20 protein-coding genes and 3 tRNA genes are annotated in these 18,902 nt (G+C 74.2%); 11 read left to right on the forward strand and 12 right to left on the reverse strand.

All coding sequences use genetic code 11. From position 1 onward, the window contains the following. Positions 1-23 precede the first annotated feature (23 nt). Positions 24-941, forward strand: a complete 918-nt coding sequence (locus MWU57_RS15675) for an ABC transporter substrate-binding protein (RefSeq protein ID WP_246910444.1) — start codon at positions 24-26, stop codon at positions 939-941. Between the two features lie 19 nt (positions 942-960). On the opposite strand, the gene MWU57_RS15680 is transcribed toward MWU57_RS15675, so the two are convergent. Together MWU57_RS15680 and MWU57_RS15685 are read right to left on the reverse strand one after the other, a co-directional pair. Continuing rightward, complete coding sequence (locus MWU57_RS15680) at positions 961-1,872, reverse strand: RimK family alpha-L-glutamate ligase (protein WP_106266561.1); 912 nt, start codon at positions 1,870-1,872, stop codon at positions 961-963. 24 nt (positions 1,873-1,896) lie between these two features. After that, positions 1,897-3,375: an NAD(P)/FAD-dependent oxidoreductase gene (locus MWU57_RS15685; protein ID WP_246910445.1), complete on the reverse strand. Its 1,479-nt coding sequence runs from the start codon at positions 3,373-3,375 to the stop codon at positions 1,897-1,899. A 215-nt stretch (positions 3,376-3,590) separates the two neighbouring features. Between MWU57_RS15685 and MWU57_RS15690 the strand changes: the two genes are divergently transcribed. From MWU57_RS15690 to MWU57_RS15710, 5 genes are read left to right on the forward strand one after another with little or no spacing between them, the layout of a single operon-like run. Further along, positions 3,591-4,211 carry a biotin transporter BioY gene (locus MWU57_RS15690; protein ID WP_246910447.1) on the forward strand — a complete coding sequence of 207 codons (621 nt, stop codon included), beginning with the start codon at positions 3,591-3,593 and terminating at the stop codon, positions 4,209-4,211. A gap of 2 nt (positions 4,212-4,213) precedes the next feature. Next, on the forward strand, positions 4,214-5,692 hold the full coding sequence (locus MWU57_RS15695; protein WP_246910449.1) for a class I adenylate-forming enzyme family protein: 1,479 nt from the start codon (positions 4,214-4,216) through the stop codon (positions 5,690-5,692). After that, entirely contained in the window at positions 5,689-6,777 is a 1,089-nt protein-coding gene (locus MWU57_RS15700) for a beta-ketoacyl synthase N-terminal-like domain-containing protein (protein WP_246910452.1), read from the forward strand. The genes MWU57_RS15695 and MWU57_RS15700 overlap by 4 nt, the downstream gene beginning before the upstream one ends. Beyond that, the gene (locus tag MWU57_RS15705) at positions 6,774-7,454 is read left to right on the forward strand and encodes an energy-coupling factor ABC transporter ATP-binding protein (protein ID WP_246910454.1); all 681 of its coding nucleotides are present in this window, start codon (positions 6,774-6,776) and stop codon (positions 7,452-7,454) included. The genes MWU57_RS15700 and MWU57_RS15705 overlap by 4 nt, the downstream gene beginning before the upstream one ends. Beyond that, the gene (locus tag MWU57_RS15710) at positions 7,451-8,023 is read left to right on the forward strand and encodes an energy-coupling factor transporter transmembrane protein EcfT (protein ID WP_246910456.1); all 573 of its coding nucleotides are present in this window, start codon (positions 7,451-7,453) and stop codon (positions 8,021-8,023) included. Before MWU57_RS15705 ends, MWU57_RS15710 begins: the two co-directional genes overlap by 4 nt. An 11-nt stretch (positions 8,024-8,034) precedes the next feature. Here the strand turns inward: MWU57_RS15710 and MWU57_RS15715 are convergent, their stop codons facing one another. The 6 genes from MWU57_RS15715 to MWU57_RS18500 form a co-directional block, all read right to left on the reverse strand. Then, complete coding sequence (locus MWU57_RS15715) at positions 8,035-9,303, reverse strand: sugar ABC transporter permease (protein WP_106266575.1); 1,269 nt, start codon at positions 9,301-9,303, stop codon at positions 8,035-8,037. Next, positions 9,300-10,061 carry an ATP-binding cassette domain-containing protein gene (locus MWU57_RS15720; protein ID WP_106266576.1) on the reverse strand — a complete coding sequence of 254 codons (762 nt, stop codon included), beginning with the start codon at positions 10,059-10,061 and terminating at the stop codon, positions 9,300-9,302. The genes MWU57_RS15715 and MWU57_RS15720 overlap by 4 nt, the downstream gene beginning before the upstream one ends. Before the next feature lie 79 nt (positions 10,062-10,140). Further along, positions 10,141-11,229 (reverse strand): sugar ABC transporter substrate-binding protein, encoded by a 1,089-nt coding sequence (locus tag MWU57_RS15725; protein ID WP_246910458.1) that lies wholly within the window; start codon positions 11,227-11,229, stop codon positions 10,141-10,143. 166 nt (positions 11,230-11,395) lie between these two features. Further along, positions 11,396-12,202, reverse strand: a complete 807-nt coding sequence (gene trmB, locus MWU57_RS15730; RefSeq protein ID WP_246910459.1) for a tRNA (guanosine(46)-N7)-methyltransferase TrmB — start codon at positions 12,200-12,202, stop codon at positions 11,396-11,398. Positions 12,203-12,226: 24 nt separating this feature from the next. Beyond that, the gene (locus MWU57_RS15735) at positions 12,227-12,634 is read right to left on the reverse strand and encodes a pilus assembly protein CpaE (RefSeq protein ID WP_106266582.1); all 408 of its coding nucleotides are present in this window, start codon (positions 12,632-12,634) and stop codon (positions 12,227-12,229) included. 55 nt (positions 12,635-12,689) lie between these two features. Beyond that, positions 12,690-13,394 carry a CPBP family intramembrane glutamic endopeptidase gene (locus MWU57_RS18500; protein WP_246910461.1) on the reverse strand — a complete coding sequence of 235 codons (705 nt, stop codon included), beginning with the start codon at positions 13,392-13,394 and terminating at the stop codon, positions 12,690-12,692. 67 nt (positions 13,395-13,461) lie between these two features. On the opposite strand from MWU57_RS18500, the gene MWU57_RS15745 reads away from it, so the two are divergent. Together MWU57_RS15745 and MWU57_RS15750 are read left to right on the forward strand one after the other, a co-directional pair. After that, positions 13,462-14,112: a DUF2975 domain-containing protein gene (locus MWU57_RS15745; protein WP_106266584.1), complete on the forward strand. Its 651-nt coding sequence runs from the start codon at positions 13,462-13,464 to the stop codon at positions 14,110-14,112. Beyond that, positions 14,109-14,375, forward strand: coding sequence for a helix-turn-helix transcriptional regulator (locus tag MWU57_RS15750; protein WP_258176897.1), 267 nt, complete (start codon positions 14,109-14,111; stop codon positions 14,373-14,375). The genes MWU57_RS15745 and MWU57_RS15750 overlap by 4 nt, the downstream gene beginning before the upstream one ends. Before the next feature lie 65 nt (positions 14,376-14,440). Here the strand turns inward: MWU57_RS15750 and MWU57_RS15755 are convergent. The 3 genes from MWU57_RS15755 to MWU57_RS15765 form a co-directional block, all read right to left on the reverse strand. Next, positions 14,441-14,516, reverse strand: a tRNA-Lys gene (locus MWU57_RS15755). Between the two features lie 46 nt (positions 14,517-14,562). Continuing rightward, positions 14,563-14,638, reverse strand: a tRNA-Lys gene (locus tag MWU57_RS15760). An 86-nt stretch (positions 14,639-14,724) separates the two neighbouring features. Continuing rightward, on the reverse strand, positions 14,725-15,021 hold the full coding sequence (locus tag MWU57_RS15765) for a co-chaperone GroES (protein WP_106266586.1): 297 nt from the start codon (positions 15,019-15,021) through the stop codon (positions 14,725-14,727). On the opposite strand from MWU57_RS15765, the gene MWU57_RS15770 reads away from it, so the two are divergent. Both MWU57_RS15770 and MWU57_RS15775 read left to right on the forward strand, forming a co-directional pair. Then, positions 15,020-15,199: a hypothetical protein gene (locus tag MWU57_RS15770; protein ID WP_246910463.1), complete on the forward strand. Its 180-nt coding sequence runs from the start codon at positions 15,020-15,022 to the stop codon at positions 15,197-15,199. The genes MWU57_RS15765 and MWU57_RS15770 overlap by 2 nt on opposite strands. A gap of 39 nt (positions 15,200-15,238) precedes the next feature. Further along, entirely contained in the window at positions 15,239-15,715 is a 477-nt protein-coding gene (locus MWU57_RS15775) for a peroxiredoxin (RefSeq protein WP_106266587.1), read from the forward strand. 49 nt (positions 15,716-15,764) lie between these two features. On the opposite strand, the gene MWU57_RS15780 is transcribed toward MWU57_RS15775, so the two are convergent. Further along, positions 15,765-15,846: transfer RNA gene (locus tag MWU57_RS15780), tRNA-Leu, on the reverse strand. 199 nt (positions 15,847-16,045) lie between these two features. Here MWU57_RS15780 and MWU57_RS15785 point away from each other — a divergent pair. Further along, on the forward strand, positions 16,046-18,902 hold a 2,857-nt coding region (locus tag MWU57_RS15785; RefSeq protein WP_246910465.1), incomplete at its 3' end, for a glycosyl hydrolase.

An 18,902-nucleotide genomic window follows, 5' to 3' on the forward strand; every position in this document is an offset into this window, starting at 1 on the left:
CGAAGCCCACGAAAGGCAAGTTCATGCGAACGACCCGACGCACCACCGCCCTCGTCGCCGGAGCAGCCGCCGCGCTGCTCACCCTCACGGCCTGCGGCGGTGACTCCGACCCGCTGGAGCAGGACACCGGTGGCGGCGAGGAGACCATGGCGTCCGACACGATCGTCGTCGGCTCGCAGGCGTACTACTCCAACGAGATCATCGCGGAGATCTACGCCCAGGCGCTGGAGGCCGACGGCTTCACCGTCGAGCGGAACTTCTCCATCGGCCAGCGGGACGCCTACATGCCGGCGCTGGAGAACGGCGAGGTGCAGGTGTTCCCCGAGTACACCGGCAACCTGCTGCAGTACTTCGACCCGGAGACCACCGCGACGTCGACCGACGACGTCTACGGCGCGCTCCAGGAAGCCCTGCCGGACTCCCTGGCGGTCCTCGACCAGTCGGCCGCGACCGACCAGGACTCCTACAACGTCGCGTCCGAGTTCGCCGAGGCCAACGGACTGACCACCATCGGGGACCTCGCGGACGTCGAGGAGGAGATCGTCGTCGGCGGCCCCGCCGAGCTCGAGGAGCGCCCGTACGGCCCGCAGGGGCTGGCCGACGTCTACGGCGTCGACGTGTCGTTCGAGGCGACCGGTGACACCACGGTGCAGGACCTCGTGGCGGGCACCGTCAACGTGGCGAACGTGTTCAGCGCCGACCCGCGCATCCAGACCGAGGGCCTGGTCACGCTGGAGGACCCCGAGGGCCTGTTCCTCGCCTCCAACGTGGTGCCGCTGGTCAGCGAGGACGTGGCCGACGAGGTCGCCTCCGTCATCGACCCGATCAGCGCCGCCCTCACGCCCGAGGGTCTGGTGGACCTCAACGTGCAGTCCACCGAGGAGCAGCGCTCCAGCGAGGACATCGCCGCGGACTGGCTCGCGGAGAACGGGCTGGCCTGAGCAGCCCGGGACCGCGGGCTCAGCCCAGGCGGGCGACGATCGCGTCCGCCAGCGCCCCCGCGGTCCCGGCGCCGCCGTCGTGCTTGAGCCACAGCGAGGGCTCCGTGAGCTCCAGCTCGATGACGGTGGGCGACTCCTCGCCACCGACCAGGTCCACCCGGGCGTAGAGGAAGGGCCGGCCCACCTCGAGCTGCTCGTGCGCGACGGCGAGCGCCCGGCGGGCCACCTCGACCTCCGCCTCGGTGGCGTCGACCGGCCGCATCTTCTCGCGGGCGTAGAGGCCCTGGGTGGGACGGCTCGGCCCGGTCAGCAGGGCGTTCTTGCGCACCGAGTGCCGGACCTCGCCGTCGACGAAGATGAGGCAGGTCTCGCCCTGGGTGTCCACGCTGGTCACGTACGGCTGGATCATGACGGCACGCCCGTCGTCGAGCAGCGACTTGGCGTGCTGGATCGCCAGAGCCCGCGACGCCGAGCTGACCGGCTGGTAGCGGCCCGTGTCCTTGGCCCCTGCGGAGACGACGGGCTTGACGACGAAGTCGCCGAAGGCCGGCATGCGGGTGTGGATGGCGCGCTTCGACAGGTGCCGCTCCGGGTCGAGCCAGATGGTCGGGATGACAGGGACACCGGCGGCGTCGAGCGCCTTCAGGTAGGTCTTGTCGGTGTTCCACGCCAGGACGTCGGCGCTGTTGGCCAGGCGCGGCACGGAGCGTGCCCACTCGACGAACCGGTCGCGCCGGGGCGAGTAGTCGTAGGTCGAGCGCACGACGACGAGGTCGTAGTCCGCCCAGTCGACGTCCGGGTCGTCCCACACCACGGGTTCCGCGGTGACGCCGCGGGCGGCGAGGGCGGGGACGAGCGGGCGGTCGTCGGCGTCGAGGTCGGGCAGGACGGAGCAGGTGGCGAGTCCGACTCGCTTCGTCGTCGTGGTCACGGCCCAGAGCCTAACCGCTGGGCCTCACAGCCCGTACTCCTCGCCGAACCGCAGCCACACCTCCGAGACGGTGGGGAAGGCGGGCACGGCGTGCCAGAGACGCCCCAGCGGCACCTCGCCGACGACGGCGATCGTGGCCGCGTGGAGCATCTCGCCCGCGTCGGGGCCCACGAACGTGGCACCGACGATCACCTCGCGCTCGGTGTCCACCAGCACCTGCGCCCGGCCGCCGTACTCGGGCGACGTGACGCCCGCGCCGGCGACGGCGGACAGGTCGTAGGCGACGGCGCGCACCGGCAGGCCGGACTCGCGCGCCTCGGCCTCGGTCGGTCCCACCGACGCCACCTGCGGGCGGGTGAAGACCACCTGCGTCTGGGCGCCGTGGTCCGCGCTGGCGGCGTACCGGGTCCAGGCGCGGCTGCCCGGCGGCGGGAGCTCGGAGCCGCCGTTGTCGGGGCCGTACAGGGTGGCGACGACGTCCCCGGCGACCCTGCCCTCGTACTTGCCCTGGTGGGTCATCGCGACACGGCCGGTGACGTCACCGCAGGCGAACAGCCAGGGTCGCCCGCCGGCCGCGCGGGAGGCACCCTCCACGGCCATCGAGTCGTCCGTGGTCAGCGGAGCGTCGGTGGCCAGACCCACGCTGTCCAGGCCCGCGTCGCCCGTGCGGGGCCGTCGTCCGGTCGCGACGAGCAGCTCGGCGGCCGTCACCTGCTCCGTCCCCCGGCCGTCCTCGACCGTCACCGTCACCGGGCCGCCGACCTCGGGACGCGACACCTCGGTCACCTCGGCACCGAGCCGGACGTCGACGCCCGCCTCCCGCAGCGCGTCGGTCACGGCGTCGCCGGCGAACCGCTCGGCCCCGCTCAGCAGCCCGCTGCGGGCCACGAGGGTGACGCGCGAACCCAGGTCGGCGTAGGCGGTCGCCATCTCGCAGCCGACCACACCACCGCCGAGGATCACGAGCGACTCGGGCACCTGCTCGGCGGCCGTGGCCTCGCGCGACGTCCACGGGTTCGCCGCCACGAGCCCCGGGACCGGCGGGAGCACCGGTGCGCTGCCCGTGGCCACGATGACGGCGCACCGGGCGTGCAGGAGGTGCGTGCCGCCGTCGTGCACGGGTCCGGGCTCCGGGGTGACCTCGACCGTGCGCTCCCCCACCAGCCGACCGTGGCCACGCACCAGCGCGACCCCGACCGACTCGAGCCACTTCTCCTGGCCCGAGTCGTCGCCCTCGCCCGTCATCCGGTCACGCCAGGCCAGGACGGCGGCGGCGTCGAGCGGTCCGGGGTCGGCCACGCCGGGCGTCGCACGGGCGGCCGCACGGACCGCACCGGGCCGCAGCAGCGTCTTGGACGGGATGCAGGCCCAGTAGGAGCACTCCCCGCCCACGAGCTCCGCCTCCACGACCGCGACCGAGAGCCCCGTGGCGGAGGCCCGGCCCGCCGCGTTCTCCCCGACAGGTCCGGCACCGATGACGATCACGTCGTACGTCTGATCCATGCGGGCATCGTCGCGTGCCTGGACCGTCCGCGCCACCGCGTCGGCACCATGGCCACTCCCGCCAGCCGTGCCGCGGCGGGTTTGGCGGATCCCGCAACCGCTTGTGGGATTCGTGCACGACGGCGCCGCGCGGGTGGGCGCGGCACCCCGCGCCCTGCGGCCACCCGACCGCCAGAGTGGTACCCGACCACCCCGGACCCTGACCGAGGAGCACCATGACCGAGGCCACCGAGCCCCCCGCCGGCGCCACGCGGACCGTGCGCGGCGACCGCCGGGCGCTGGACGCCGCCGACGCCGCGCGGGTCGCCACGTTCGCCGCCCTGATCGCCGTGCTGGGACTGCCGGGCTCGCTGAGCCTGTTCGGCAACGCCGTCCCGATCACCCTGCAGACCCTCGGGGTGATGCTCGCGGGGGCCGTGCTCGGAGCCCGCCGCGGTGCCCTGGCGGTGCTCACCCTGCTGGCGCTGGCCGCCGCCGGGCTGCCGCTGCTCGCCGGGGGCCGTGGCGGGCTCGGCGTCTTCGTCGGGCCCTCCGCCGGGTACCTGGCGGGCTTCGTCGCGGGGGCGTTCGTCGTGGGCCTGATGGTCGAGCGGCTCCGCCGGGTCACGTTCACCGGGGTGCTCGTCGCGGCGCTGGTCGGCGGCGTCGGCGTGGTGTACGCGTTCGGCCTGCCCGTCCAGGCGCTCGTCACCGGCGTCCCGCTGCCGCAGACCGCCTGGCTGTCGCTGGCGTTCCTGCCCGGCGACGTCCTCAAGGCGGTCGCCTGCGCCGGCATCACGGTCGCTGTGACCCGCGCCTACCCCGCGGCGCTGCGGCACCGCACGCGGGAGGGCTGAGGGTGCCCGTCGCCCACCACGTCCTGCGCCACGGGGCCGGTGCCGCCAGCGGCCGCGCCGCCCTGCGCCACGACACGCGCCGCCGCACGTACGCCGAGCTGGCTGCCGACGTGCGCGCCGGCGCCGAGCACCTCGCCGCCACCGGCACCCGCCCCGGCGACCTCGTCGCGCTGCTGCTGCACGACCCCGTCGACGCCCTCGTCGGTCTCCTCGCGGTCGACCTCGTCGGCGGCACCGGCCTGGTGGCCGACCCCGCCTGGCCGGTGCACCAGCGCGCCGAGGTGCTACGCGCCCTGACGCCCGCCGCCATCGTCCACGTCCCGCTGCCGCGCGCCGCACCGGGCGCGGACGCTCGTGCGGACGGTCCCGAGAAAGGCGCGGTCGGTGCGCCCGGCGTCGGTCCGGCGCCCGACGACGCCGACCTCGCCTGGGCCGGGTTCTCCTCCGGCAGCACCGGCCGCCCCCGGGCCGTGGTCCGCACCCGCGGGTCCTGGACCCGGTCGTTCGACCACGTCAGCCGCCTGACGGGCACGGGCGCCGCCGACACGGTGCTCGTCACCGGGTCGTTGGCCAGCTCGCTGCACTGCTTCGCCGCGGTCCACACGCTCGCGGTCGGCGCGTGCGCCCTGCTGGCACCGGGGCCAACGGCGACGACGGCGGCGCTCGCGGCGAGCGACGTCGCCCACCTGGTGCCCTCCCGGCTGGACGACGTGCTCGACGCCCTGGACGCCGGCATGCCGTCGCGGCTGCGGACCGCCGTGGTCGGCGGCGCGGGACTCGATCCCGTCCAGCGGGCGCGCGCCGCCGCGCACGGCCTCACCCTGGTCGCGTACTACGGGGCGGTCGAGCTGAGCTTCGTCGCCGTCGACACCGGCGACGGTCTGCGCCCGTTCCCCGGCGTCGACGTCGCGGTGCGGCCCCAGCCCGGCACGAGCCTCGGCGAGGTGTGGGTGCGCTCGCCGTGGGTGTCGCAGGGGTACCTCGCGGGCGCGCGCGGACCGCTGCGGCGGGACGGCGCGTGGGCCACCGTCGGCGACCTCGCCGAGCTGCCCGACGGCGCGGACGCGGTCGGCACGGACGCCCCGGCGCTGCTCGGCCCCGGCAGCGGGCCCCTGGTGCTGCGCGGGCGCGGCGACGGGGCCGTGCTGACCGCCGGAGCGACCGTCGTGCCCGAGGACGTCGAGGCGGCGCTGCGTCCCGTGCCCGGCGTGCGCGACGTCGTCGTGGCCGGTGCGCCGCACCGCCGGCTCGGCGCCGTCGTGGTCGCCGTGGTCGAGGCCGACGACCGCCCCGGGCTGCGGTCGCACCTCGAGCGCGTGGCCCGCGCCACCCTCGCCCCCGCCCAGCGGCCGCGTCGCTGGTACCGGCTCGACGCGCTGCCGAGGACACCGGACGGCAAGATCGCCCGCGCCGCGCTCGGGGCCTCGGTCGCCGGCACGGACCCGACGGCACGCGTCGGCGACCTCGGGGTGCTGCGGTGAGCGTCGTCGTCGCCGCCCGCCGCACCTGGATCGGGGTGACGGGCCGCGGTCACCGCCGGGTCGACGAGACGACGCTCGCCGCCGCCGTGCTGACCGCCGCGGCGCGAGACGCCGGCCTGCACGCCGTGGACGACGTCGTGCTCGGCAACGCGGCCGGCCACGGCGGCAACGTGGCCCGGCGGGCGGCGCTCGCCGCCGGGCTGACGGCGCCCGGGGTCACCGTCGACCGGCAGTGCGCCTCGGGGCTGGCCGCGGTCGCGGTGGGTGCCGCGCTCGTCGACGCCGGGCAGGCGGCCGCCGTGCTCGCCGGCGGGGTGGAGAGCGGATCGCGCGCGCCCGCCCGCGCGCGCGGCGTGCTCGCCTACGACCGTGCGTCCTTCGCGCCCCCGCCGTGGGCCGACCCCGGGCTCGGGGTGGCGGCCGACCGGCTCGCCCGCGACCGCGGGACCAGCCGCGCACGCCAGCACGCCTGGGCCGTGCGCTCCCACGAGCGGGTGCGCACGGCGCCCGCGGCCGGACGCTTCGCCACCGAGACCGTAGCCGTCGGCGCCCTCGACCGGGACGAGCACGCCCGGCGCCTCGACCCGCCGCTGCTCGACCGCCTGCCCGGCGCGTTCGTGGCCGGCGGCTCGGTGACGGCGGCGTCCGCCGCCCCGGTCGGTGACGGCGCGGCGGCGGTGGCGGTGGTGCCGGACGGGGTCCCGGGCCTGCGGGTGCGTGCCGTCGCCACCTGCGCCGCCGACCCGTCCCGGCCGATGCTCGGCCCGGTCGCCGCCGTGCGGGCGGTCTGCGCCCGCGCCGGCGTCGCGCTCGACGACGTCGCGGCGGTCGAGCTGGTCGAGGCGTTCGCCGTGCAGGCGCTCGCGGTCACCGACGACCTGGGCGCGGCCGACGACCCGCGCTGGAACGCCGACGGCGGCACGCTCGGCCTCGGCCACCCGTTCGGGGCGAGCGGTGCGGTCGCGGTGGTGCGACTGTTCGCCCGTCTGGTCACCGCCGGCGCCCCGGCCGGCACCCTCGGCCTGGCGACGGCGGCTGCGGCCGGCGGGCTCGGCGTCGCGCTGCTGGTCGAGGTGGTCCGGTGACCGAGGTGGTGCTGGACGCCGTGCACGTGCGCCACGGCGACCGGGAGGTGCTGCGCGGCGTCACGCTGCGGCTCACCGAGCGCCGGGTCGCCGTCATCGGGGCGAACGGGTCGGGCAAGTCGACGCTGGCCCGGCTGCTCAACGGGCTCGTCGTGCCGACGTCGGGCCGGGTGCTCGTGGACGGCCTGGACACGCGCCGGCGCGGCCGCGAGGTGCGGCGGCGCGTCGGGTTCGTGTTCACCGACCCCGACGCGCAGATCATCATGCCGACCGTCGCGGAGGACGTCGCCTACTCCCTGCGCCGTTCGGGGCTGTCGAAGGCCGAGGTAGGGACCCGGGTGGCCGCGGAGCTCCACCGGCACGGCCTCGCCGACCACGCCGACCACCCGGCGCACCTGCTCTCGGGCGGGCAGAAGCAGCTCCTGGCCCTGACGAGCGTGCTGGTCACCGCGCCCCGGCTCGTCGTGGCCGACGAGCCGACCACGCTGCTCGACCTGCGCAACACCCGGGCCGTCGCCGACCGCCTCGCAGGGCTGGACCAGCACGTGGTGCTGGTGACCCACGACCTGGACCTCGTGGCCGGCTACGACCGCGTCCTGGTGGTCGACGGTGGCCGCGTGGTGGTCGACGACGTCCCCGCCGCAGCGGTGCCCGCCTACCGCCGGTTGATGGCGTGAGCCCGCTGCACCGCCTGGGTGCCGGCCCCAAGCTGATCGGGCTCGCGGCATGCTCGCTCGCGCTGCTCGCGGTGCGCTCGCCGGCCGCGGCGGGTGCCGCCGTCGCCGGCGTGCTGGTGCTCTACGCCGTCGCCGGGCTGGGGCCGCGCGCGCTGTGGTCGCAGGTGCGGCCGCTGCGCTGGTTCGTCCCGTGCGTCGTCGCGGTGCAGTGGGCCACGCTCGGCCCGCTCGCCGCCGCGGTGCTGACCACCCGGCTCGTGGCGCTCGTCGCCCTGGCGGGGCTCGTCACCCTCACCACGCCCACGTCGCACCTGCTCGCCGCGCTCGAGCGCGCGCTCGGCCCGCTGCGCCGGGTCGGGGTCGACGCCGAACGGGCCGCGCTCGTGCTCGCCCTCGCGGTGCGCTCGGTGCCCGTGCTCGCGGACCTCGCCGGCACCGTGCGCGACGCCCGCCGGGCCCGCGGGCGCGAGCACGACGTCCGGGCGTTCGCCGTGCCGCTCGTCGTGGGCTCGCTGCGGCGCGCCGACGCGCTCGGCGAGGCGCTGCGGGCGCGCGGGCTGGACGACTGACGGGCGGCGGCTCAGTTCCGCCGCACGGTGCCCGACGCCCGCGACCTCGAGACCGCGTCGACGGTCGCCGCGAGGACCAGCACGCTGCCCGTGACCATGAAGTTGACGCCGGCCGGCAGGTTGAGCAGGCCGAGCCCGTTGGTGATGATGGCGATGACCAGCGCGCCGACGGCGGCGTGCAGCAGCCGGCCGCGCCCGCCGAACAGCGACACCCCGCCGACGACGGCCGCCGCGACGCCCGACAGCACGATCTCGCGCCCGGCCGCGGCGTCGACCGAGCCCACCTTGCTGATCGACAGCAGCCCCGAGACGACGGCCAGGGTCGAGCAGAGCACGAACCCGGACCACCGGATCATCCGGACGTTGATGCCGGCGCGGCGTGCGGCCTCGGCGTTGCCACCCACCGAGTAGACGTACCGGCCGAACCGGGTCCGGTCCAGCAGGAACGTGCCGAGCCACAGGATGGTCAGCACGATCGGGACCACCACGGGCACCCCGGCGACGATCGCGGCCGGCGAGGCCGAGCGGTTCTGGCTGAGCACGGCGACGACGGCCCCGCCCACGACCAGCACCACGGCGAGCTTGACCCACACCAGCGTGACGGTGCGGTTCGGGACCCCGGCCCGGGTGCGACGTCGGCGGTCCAGGACCGAGGTCGCCGCCACGACGCCCAGGATCACCACGAGCATCAGCCAGCCGCCCCAGACCGGCATGTTCGAGTTCTGGATCGCGAGGATCTCCCGGACCTGCAACCGGTACAGGCCGCCGTCGCCGATGATGGTCAGCGCGAGCCCCTGGAACCCGAGGAAGAGACCCAGGGTGACGACGAACGACGGGATCCCGACCCGCGCCACGAAGAACCCGATGAAGAGCCCGGTCGCGAGCCCCGCCCCGAACGCGGCGAGCAGCGCGATCGGCCAGGCGACGGCGAACACGTTGTCGAGCACGACGAACAGCGCCATCGTCATGCCGGACGTCACCCCGGCGGACAGGTCGATCTCGCCCAGGAGCAGCACGAAGGTGAGCGCCATCGCCAGCATGACGAGCGTGGCCGCCTGCGTGAGCAGGTTCGCGAAGTTGCGCTCGGTGAGGAAGAACGGGCTGAGGAACGTGAACAGCACGGTCAGGACGACGATCCCGGCGGAGGCCGGCAGCGCACCCATCTCCCCGCCACGCACGCGGTCCCACCAGGCGCGCACCTGGTCGCGCACCCCGCCCTCGACGCCGGAGGCGATCAGCACGGCGTCCGGACCGGACGCCGTGGTCTGGGTGTCGGTCATGCCGAGGTCTCCGCTCCTGCGTAGGTCTTGCTGCCGGTGATGTAACCGACCACGTCGTCGTACGACGTCTCCGCGATCGGGACCTCCGCCACCAGGTGGCCGAGGTACAGCGGGGCGACGTAGTCGGCGACCTCGAACACGTCCTGGAGGTTGTGGCTGATGATGATGACCGCGACGCCCTGGTGCGCGAGCCGCTCGACCAGGGAGAGCACCTGCGCGGTCTGCGCGACCCCGAGGGCCGCCGTCGGCTCGTCGAGGATCACCACCCGGGCCTTCTTCAGCACGGCACGCGCGATCGCGACCGTCTGCCGCTGCCCTCCGGAGAGCGAGGCGACCTTCTGCCGGACCGACGTCATGGTGCGCACCGACAGCGACCGCAGGGCGTCCGAGGCGTCCTTCTCCATCACACCCTCGTCGAGGGTGCCGTGGGACATCTCCTCGCGGCCCAGGAACATGTTCTGCACGATGTCGAGGTTGTCGCACAGCGCCAGGTCCTGGTACACCACCTCGATGCCGAGGCGCGCGGCGTCGCGCGGGCTCTGCAGCTCGACCCGCTCGCCGTCGAACATCACGGTCCCGCTGTCGTACGGCTGGACGCCCGCCAGCCCCTTGATGAGCGTGGACTTGCCCGCTCCGTTGTCACCGACGAGCGCGGTGACCTTGCCCGGGTAGGCCCGGAAGTCGATGCCCTGCAGCACGCTGACCGGCCCGAAGCTCTTGCGCACGTCCTGCAGCTCGATGATCGGCGCGTCGCTCATGCCGTGGTCCCTCCTGTGGGTGGACGGGACCTCGCGTCGTGCCGAGCGGCACGACGCGAGGTCCCGGACGGTCGACGGATCAGTAGTCGATGCCCTGCTCGTCGCACTTCTCGGCGACCTCGCCCTGGCACACCTCGGAGGCCTCGGCGTCGCCGTTCTCGATGACGGTCGCCACCTCCTCCGGGCCCACCAGGACGGGGGTGACCGCGATGTACGGCGTGCCGTCCTCGAGCTGCTGGTCGGCCTCCGGCTCCTCGCCGTTGAGCAGCGCGACGGCCGTGTCGACGGCGGCCTCGGCCTCGAGCGTGACCTGCTTGTAGACCGTCGCGGTCTGCTTGCCCAGCAGCACGTTCTGCAGACCCGCGACCGACGCGTCCTGGCCGGAGACCGGGACCGTGAGGTTCTGCTTGTCCAGGACGGTGATGACGCCCGCCGCGTTGGTGTCGTTGGCGACCCACACGGCGTCGACCTCGCCGCCGAGCGACGTCAGCGCCTGCTCGAAGTTCGTCGCCGACTCCTCGCCGTCCCAGACGCCCGGGGGCTCGGCGGCAGGCGTGATGCCGGCGGCGGACATGACCTCGTCGGCACCGTCGTGGAACATCGCGGCGTTGCCGTCCGCGGGGTCGCCACCCATGTACACCACGGTGGCCTCGGCCGGGTCCTTGCCCGCGGCCTCGAGACCGTCCACGATCGACTGGCCCTCGAGCCTGCCGACCTCGACGTTGTCGAACGAGACGTAGTAGTCGGCGCCCTCGATGGGGCGGTCGTAGGCGACCACGGGGATCCCCTGCGACTGGGCCTTCTCGGTGACGGCCAGCGCGGCGCCGTTGTAGTCGACGAGCAGCATGACGCCGCAGCCCTGCGTGAGCTGCTGGTCGGCGATCGTCGCGTACATGTTGGTGTCGCCCTGGGCGTTCTGGATGTCGCTGTCGAACCCGGCGGCGGCAAGGCCCTCCTCGAGCGCCGGGCGGTCCATGTTCTCCCACCGGGGTGACGACGCCGCGTCGGGCAGGATCACGCAGGCGCGGGTCCCGGTCATGTCGTCGGCCGCGGTCTCCGTCCCGCCGCCTTCCTCACCGCCACCGCTACCGCCGTCGGAGCACCCGGTCAGGACCAGGGCAGCCGCGCCCACGGCCGCTGACACGCCGAACCATCGTGAACGCCTCATCGTGCTCACTCCCTCGTGACATCGATTTCGCCCCGTCGTCGTCGGCGGTGACACCTCGGATTCTGCACCACTGACAGGGGTGTCAGCGGGTGAACTCGGGTCACGGTTCGACAACGGGTCGGAGCGCTCCCATGCCCGGACCCGCCCGCCCGGCCGTTGGAACGGTTCAGACGCGCACGAACTCCAGGTCCGTCACGTCACGCCCCGCCGCGAGCCCCTTGCGCTCGAAGCTCGTCATGACGCGGCCCTCGAAGCGGGGCGCACGACCACCCGGTCCGTGGACGTTGCGGAACTCCTCGGCCGCGTCGCCGACCTTCAGCATGACCTCGCCGTACTGCGCCCAGTCGGTGGCCAGGCGCCAGGTGCCGCCCGGGCGCAGCACCCGTGCCACCAGCCGGGCGAGCTCCGGCGTCACCAGACGTCGCTTGTGATGACGCTGCTTGGGCCACGGGTCCGGGAAGAAGATCCACAGCTCCTCGAGGCTGGCCTCCGGCAACCCGTGGTGCAGCAGCTCGGCGGCGTCGACCTGCATGAGCCGCAGGTTGCCGAGCTCCTGCCCCGGCGCACCGCCGGCGTCCGCCGGGTCCGCTCCCGCGTGCCCCGCTCGCACGATCGCTTGCGCCACGCCCGGCGTGTAGACCTCGACGGCCACGTGGTCGCGCTCCGGGTGCGTGGCAGCGGCGTGCACGATGCACTCACCGAGGCCGGCGCCGATCTCCAGCACCCGCGGGGCGTCCCGGCCGAACTCGGCGACGGCGTCGAACGTCCAGCCCGGGTCGACGGACAGCTCACGGTGCTCGCGCGGGACGTCGATCAGGTAGCGGTGGCGCCGGGTGTCCCAGGCACGCTGCTGACCGACGGTGAGGCGCTCGGTGCGGCGCACGTAGCTGAGCGGTCGACGGAAGAAGTTCTCACCGGGCCGCCGCTCGGTCGGCGGGCGCAGGTCGTCGGGTCGCGATGGGGTCTCGTGCACCGCACCAGGGTACGGCGCACGGCATCAGTCGACCGACAGCTCCACCAGGGCGAGCAGCGCCTGCCCGTAGGCGTCGGCGGCCTCCGGCGCGGTGAACGTCCGCGGCTGCTCGAGCAGGACGACCTCGACGACGTACCCGCCGCCGTCGTGCCGCAGCGAACGGAACGTGCTGCCGAGCAGCGAACGCAGCTGGTCCTCGCGCGGGAGCCAGAGCGTGTCCTCGATGTCCACCGAGTCCAGCGCCCACTCGGTGGTCCCGTTGAAGCCGAGGACCGTGCCCGTCGGGTAGTGGTGCGGTTCGATGGTCAGCGTCGAGACGGTGAACACCTCCGCGGCCAGCTCCGGCGCGTCGATGTGGAACCTGTCGCCGTCCGCAGGCTTCCAGGTCAGCCCGGCGTCACGCAGACGGGTGGCCAGCTCGGTGGAGATCATCAGTCCATCGTGCCCGCCCGCGCCACGGGCGCAACCCTCGCGTGTCGTGGTCCGCTCAGCCGTACAGGGCCAGCACGCCGACGATCGCCGTGGCGTTCCAGAGCAGGTGCGCCACCATCGGGGCCGTGAGGCGGTCCGTCGCCGTGAACAGCACCGTGTAGACCAGCGCGGCCACGAGGATCGAGACGACGTCGGGCACATTGGCCGGCAGGTGCAGCGCGGCGAAGAGCACCACGGAGACGACGACGGCGACGCGGCGGGCACGACGACGGTCGCGGAAGGCCCGGGGGACACCGCCGACGAGGAACCCGCGGAAGTAGAGCTCCTCGGCGATCCCGCCGCCGACCATGCCGAGCACCAGCGCACCCGCGAGCGACCAGCCGTTCGTGCCGACGTTGCGCAGGACCTCCTGGACCTCCGCGTTCGAGGCACCCCCGGCCAACGGGACGAGCACCCCGAACTCGAGCAGGGCACGTGGCGGGACCGTCGCGGCACCGAGGAGCGCGTCGCGACGCCACCTCGTGCGGTCGGCGCCCACGGCCCGCCACCCGAGCCGGTGGCGTCGCAGCCACCAGCCGACGAGGAGGACGGCTCCGACGAGCTGGCCCACCGCGAGCAGGACGAGCACCCCGGGCCCGTGGTCGCTGAAGACGTCGACGATCAGCGGCAGCGCGACGAAGCAGGCCGCGACACCCCCGACGAAGGTGGCGACGGTGGCGGCGCGGGACGGGGCCGCCGGTCGGGTCGTCGACGGGTGCACGGCAGGTTCCTCACTCGGGTCGGGTGGCGCAGCGCGAAGCCCTGGCCATATCGATTATCATGATGCTATGCCCTCAGCACATCGATTGTCGATACGGTCCGGCGAACCCTCCACGGCGTCCCGTCCCCCTCGACGGCGGTCCGTCCGCGAGGCGGTGGTCGTCACGCTCACCACGCTCGCCGCCGTCGGGTTCCTCGCGGCCGGCGTGGCGTCGATCGCGGCCGACAACCTCGTCGTCGCCGTGTCCTGGACCGCCGCGCAGGTGCCCGCCGCCGACGGGGCGCTGCTCGTCGGCGGTCCGACCACGTCCACCCTGACCGTCGCCGCACCGACCGGCGTGCAGCGGCTCCTGGTCTTCGCGCCGGCGGCCGTCCTGTGCGCCACCGCCGTGGTGTGCGGCGTGCTGCTGCGCCGGATCGTCCGCTCGGTCGACGCGGGCGACACCTTCCACCGCGACACCCCTCGACGGGTCGCCACCCTGGGTGTCGTGGTGCTCGCGGGCGGACTCGTCGCGGCAGCGGTCACGACGGCGGGACGCCTGACCGCCCTGAGCCCGGCAGCACTCGGCATGGCGACGCCCGCCTCCGCCGTCGCCGCGCCGAACGGCGTGGTCGACGTCCCGCTCACGGCACTGGCCGTCGCCGCGACCCTCTGGGTCATCGCCGCCGTGCTGCGCCGGGGCAGCCGCATGCACGCCGACCTGGAGGGGCTGGTGTGAGCCGGCGGTCCGGTGCCGAGGAGCCCACCGCGCCGCACCGCGTGGTCTCCCACCTCGACGTGCTGCTGGAGGAGCGCGGCATGACGCTCGCCCAGCTCGCCCAGGAGGCCGGCGTCACCGTCGCGAACCTGTCGGTCCTCAAGAACAACCGCGCCCGGGCCATCCGGTTCTCGACCCTGACGGCGGTGTGCGACGTGCTGGGATGCCAGCCCGGCGACCTCCTCCGGGTCGTTCCGCGAGAGGCTGCCGCCCGCCCGGACTGACGGGCACTGACGGACACCGTGCGGCGACGACGAAGGCCCTGCCGCTGGTGCGACAGGGCCTTCGGTGGTGCGCCATCAGGGACTCGAACCCCGAACCCGCTGATTAAGAGTCAGCTGCTCTACCCATTGAGCTAATGGCGCGCGAGCGAGCGCGGACGATGAGCGGCAGCCGATCCCTCGTCCTCGCTGGTGCGCCATCAGGGACTCGAACCCCGAACCCGCTGATTAAGAGTCAGCTGCTCTACCCATTGAGCTAATGGCGCGTAGCGGTGTGAAACATTACCAGGCCCGGGCGCACGACCGGTACCCGGATCCGGGCCGGGCGGCTGTGACCTGCACGACAGCCTCGTCAGAGGTACAGGCCGGTGGTCCCCGCGTCGTCGGAGCGCTCCGCCACCGCGTGCACGTCCCGCTCGCGCAGCAGGACGTAGTCGGTGCCGCCGAGGTCCACCTCGGCACGGTCCTCGGGGTCATAGAGCACCCGGTCGCCCACGGCCACCTGACGCACGTGCTCCCCCTTGGCCACCACCGTGGCCCACGCGAGCCGCTTCGGGCCGGTCGCCGTCGCCGGGATGACGAGACCGGCCGACGACTGCCGCTCGGAGCGGTCGGTCTCCGGGTCCACGAGCACACGGTCGTGGAGCATGCGGATGGGCAGCGGCTCTGCCGGTCGCGCCGGACCGGTGCCGGACGCAGTGCTGGACGCCGTGCTGGACGCCGTGCTGGATGCCGTGCTGGATGCGGTGCTCGATGATGCGGGGCTCACGGTCCCTACGCTACGCGAGGCACACCTCGCGACCGGCACCACGCCGGGCGGACGCTAGGCTCGGGGCGGCCCAGCAGACCTGTTCGAGGAGCACCACGTGACCCGTCTCGCCGTCGGCGACACCGCGCCCGACTTCACGCTCACCACCGCCGACGGCGGTGCCGTCTCCCTGGAGGAGCTCCGCCTCCAGGCGGAGCGAGGCGTCGTGGTCTACTTCTACCCCGCCGCCATGACGCCCGGCTGCACCACCGAGGCGTGCGACTTCCGCGACTCGCTCGCCGCGCTGCAGGGCGCCGGCTACGCCGTCGTGGGCATCTCTCCCGACGAGCCGGCCAAGCTCGCGCAGTTCGTCGAGCGCGACGCCCTGACGTTCCCCCTCGCCTCGGACCCCGAGCGCGAGGCCCTCGAGGCGTACGGCGCCTGGGGAGAGAAGAAGAACTACGGCCGCACCGTCGTCGGCGTCATCCGCTCCACCGTCGTGGTCGGCACCGACGGCAAGGTCGCGCTCGCCCAGTACAACGTCAAGGCGACCGGCCACGTGGCCCGGCTGCGAAAGGCCCTCGGGCTCGACTGAGCCGGCCAGGCAAGGCCGGGCCGGTAGGCCCAGCGCTCGCCGCCGATCGTGCCGGAGGCGGGACTTGAACCCGCACGCCCGTGGGCACGGCAACCTAAATGCCGCGTGTCTGCCTGTTCCACCACTCCGGCCAGCGCCACAGTCTAGCCTCGTCGCCGTGCTCGACGGCGAGCAGGTGCGGACGGTGTCACGCAAAAGGTTGCACGTGTCACCCATCTACGCCATGGTGTTGGGATCGCTTCCACACGTCTGCTCGGGGCCGATCAAGGACGTCGGCCGTGGGACGCGGGCGAACGTGCTCGACGAGGCGACCGACCCGCGAGGTGAACGATGACGTTCTCACGACCCGCGCGACACCGGCGCACCGCCCGTGTCGCCGCGCTCGCCCTGATCGCCGGCGGGGCGATCACGGCAGTCGCTCCCCCGGCCACCGCCGACGTCGTCGACGTCGGCTCCGGCAGCTACACCACCGACGCCGTCGGCCCCACGCCCCAGGGGTGCGACGCCGTCGAGGCCGACCCGCGCGCCTTCGTCACCGACGAGGCTCCCGACACCCCGCTGCCCACCAACGACTGGTGGACGTCGCTGGCGTACAAGGTGTTCGACTGCTCGTTCAGCGCGCCCCTGCACGCGCACCCGGCCTCCTACCAGCCGTCCGCGGGCGGCCTCGGCGTCTCCTACACGACCGAGGCCGCCATCAGCGGCAGCGGCGCCGGCGTGAGCGAGTACCACTACCCGTACTCAGAGGACCTGCGGGCGGGCGTCGTCGGGCTGGACGCCCCGCACGTCGCCGTCGCCGACTGGACGGACTGGACCGTCACGCCCACGTGGGACGACGGCGACCAGTCGCTGCACGCGACCATCGGCCACGGCATGCCGGTCGCCTGGTTCGAGGCCACCGGCGGCGACGCGCTGCTCACCTTCTCCGGCACACCGGAGGTCTGGCTCGACGAGCCGGGACGCCTGGGCGTGCGGGTCGGCGGCGCCGACTACCTCGCCGTCGTCCCGACCGGCGTCTCCTGGTCCGTGAGCGGCACCTCGGCCACCGCGGGCACCGACCGCTTCGCGATCGCCCTCCTGCCCGACGTCGCCGACGCCGAGCGTGCCGCGCTCGTCGACGACTACACCGCGGCGGGGCGCAACCCCGTCACCGGCACCCGCGCCGACTACTCGTACGAGGCCGCGGACGGCGCGGTCAGCACCACCTACTCGTTCGAGACCACACCCTGGCCCGGGGCCTCCGACGGCGGCACCGTCGCCGCGCTGTACCCGCACCAGAGCGCCTACCTCACCGGCGGCGTACCGGCCGGACCCACCTACGTCTCACCGCGTGGTGACATGACGATCCTCACCGGCACGACCGAGTTCACCACGACCACGCCCTACGGCGGCGTGCTGCCGGAGCTGCCGGCCGTGGCGACGTCGGCCGGTGGCGACCGGGCGACGCTGGAGGCCTACCTCGACGAGGTCGGTGATCCGCTCGACCAGCGCAACGCCGACACCTACTGGACCGGCAAGGCCCTCGGCCGCGCCACCCGCATCGTGGAGATCGCCGACCAGCTCGGCCGCACCGCCCAGCGCGACGAAGCCCTCGACGCCGTCCGCGACGTCCTCACCGACTGGTTCACCGCCACGCCGGGCAAGACGGAGCAGGTCTTCGGCTACGACGACCGCTGGGGCACGCTCATCGGCTACCCGGCCTCCTACGGCGCGGACACCGAGCTCAACGACCACCACTTCCACTACGGCTACTACATCGCCGCGGCCGCCACCCTGGCCCGGTTCGACCCGCAGTGGGCGGCCGACTACGGGCCGATGGTCGACCTGCTCATCCGTGACGCGAACGGCTACGACCGCGACGAGACCCGGTTCCCGTACCTGCGCGACTTCGACGTCTACGCCGGCCACGACTGGGCCTCCGGCCACGGGGCGTTCGCCGCCGGGAACAACCAGGAGTCCAGCTCCGAGGGCATGAACTTCGCCGGCGCGCTCGTCCAGTGGGGCGAGGCCACCGGCGACGACGAGGTGCGCGACGCCGGCGTCTACCTGTACGCCACGCAGGCGGCCGCGATCCAGCGCTACTGGTTCGACGTGGACGGCACCGTCTACCCCGACGCGTTCGAGCACCCCGTGGTCGGGATGGTCTGGGGCGACGGCGGTTCGTACTCCACGTGGTTCAGCGCCGAGCCGGAGATGATCCAGGGCATCAACACCCTGCCGATCACCGGGTCGCACCTGTACCTGGGCCGGTCGCCGTCCACCGTGCGGGACGCGTACGACCACCTCGAGACCGTCAACGGCGGTCCGCCGACGGTGTGGCAGGACATCCTGTGGAGCTACCTGGCCCTCGGCGACGGGGCTCGCGCGCTCGACCTGCTGACGTCCTCGTCGTTCGAGCCGGAGGAGGGCGAGACGCCCGCCCACACGTACCACTGGGTGGCGAACCTGGCCTCCCTCGGGACGGTCGCGGACGACGTCGGCGCCGACCACGCGCTCGCGGCAGCGTTCGACGGTGACGGCGGGCGTACGTACGTGGCGGCCAACGTCACCGCGGCACCGCTCACCGTCACGTTCTCCGACGGCACGGCCGTCGAGGTGCCCGCCGGCAAGACGGTCGCGACCGGCGCGCACCAGTGGTCCGGTGGCGGCGCGCCGGGCGGCCCCACCCCCGACCCCGACCCGACGCCGGACCCGACGCCGGACCCCGAGCCCGGGGACCTCGAGCCCGTGCGACACCTCGGGCAGGACGGCACCCTCGACGCCGCGGCAGGCGCCGACGGACGTCTCGAGCTCGCCGGCGCCGGTGGCCAGAACCGCGACGGCACGCCGCACCAGCTGGCTGTGTTCGAGGCGACCGGCCTGACGGCCACGCACACCGGACAGAGCACGGACTTCTCGTTCGCCGTCGACGCCGGCACCGAGATCGGGCTGGCCGTGCAGGCTCGCGTCACCTACGACCTGGACGGTGACGGCGACGCCGAACGCACCGAGACGTACGCGTACTTCGCGACGGACCCGGTCCCCGGTGACGAGGCCTACACCGCCACCGGGCGCCTGACGTCGTCGCAGGGTGAGCTCGGCGACCTCGACGGCGGCACGGTGCGGGTGGAGCTGTGGAGCGTTCTCGGCAGCGAGAGCCCGACGGTCGCCACGGGGGCGGCGTCGTCGCTCACCCTGCCGTTCTCCT

This window comes from Isoptericola sp. S6320L, assembly GCF_023015685.1.
GTDB lineage: Bacteria > Actinomycetota > Actinomycetes > Actinomycetales > Cellulomonadaceae > Isoptericola > Isoptericola halotolerans_A.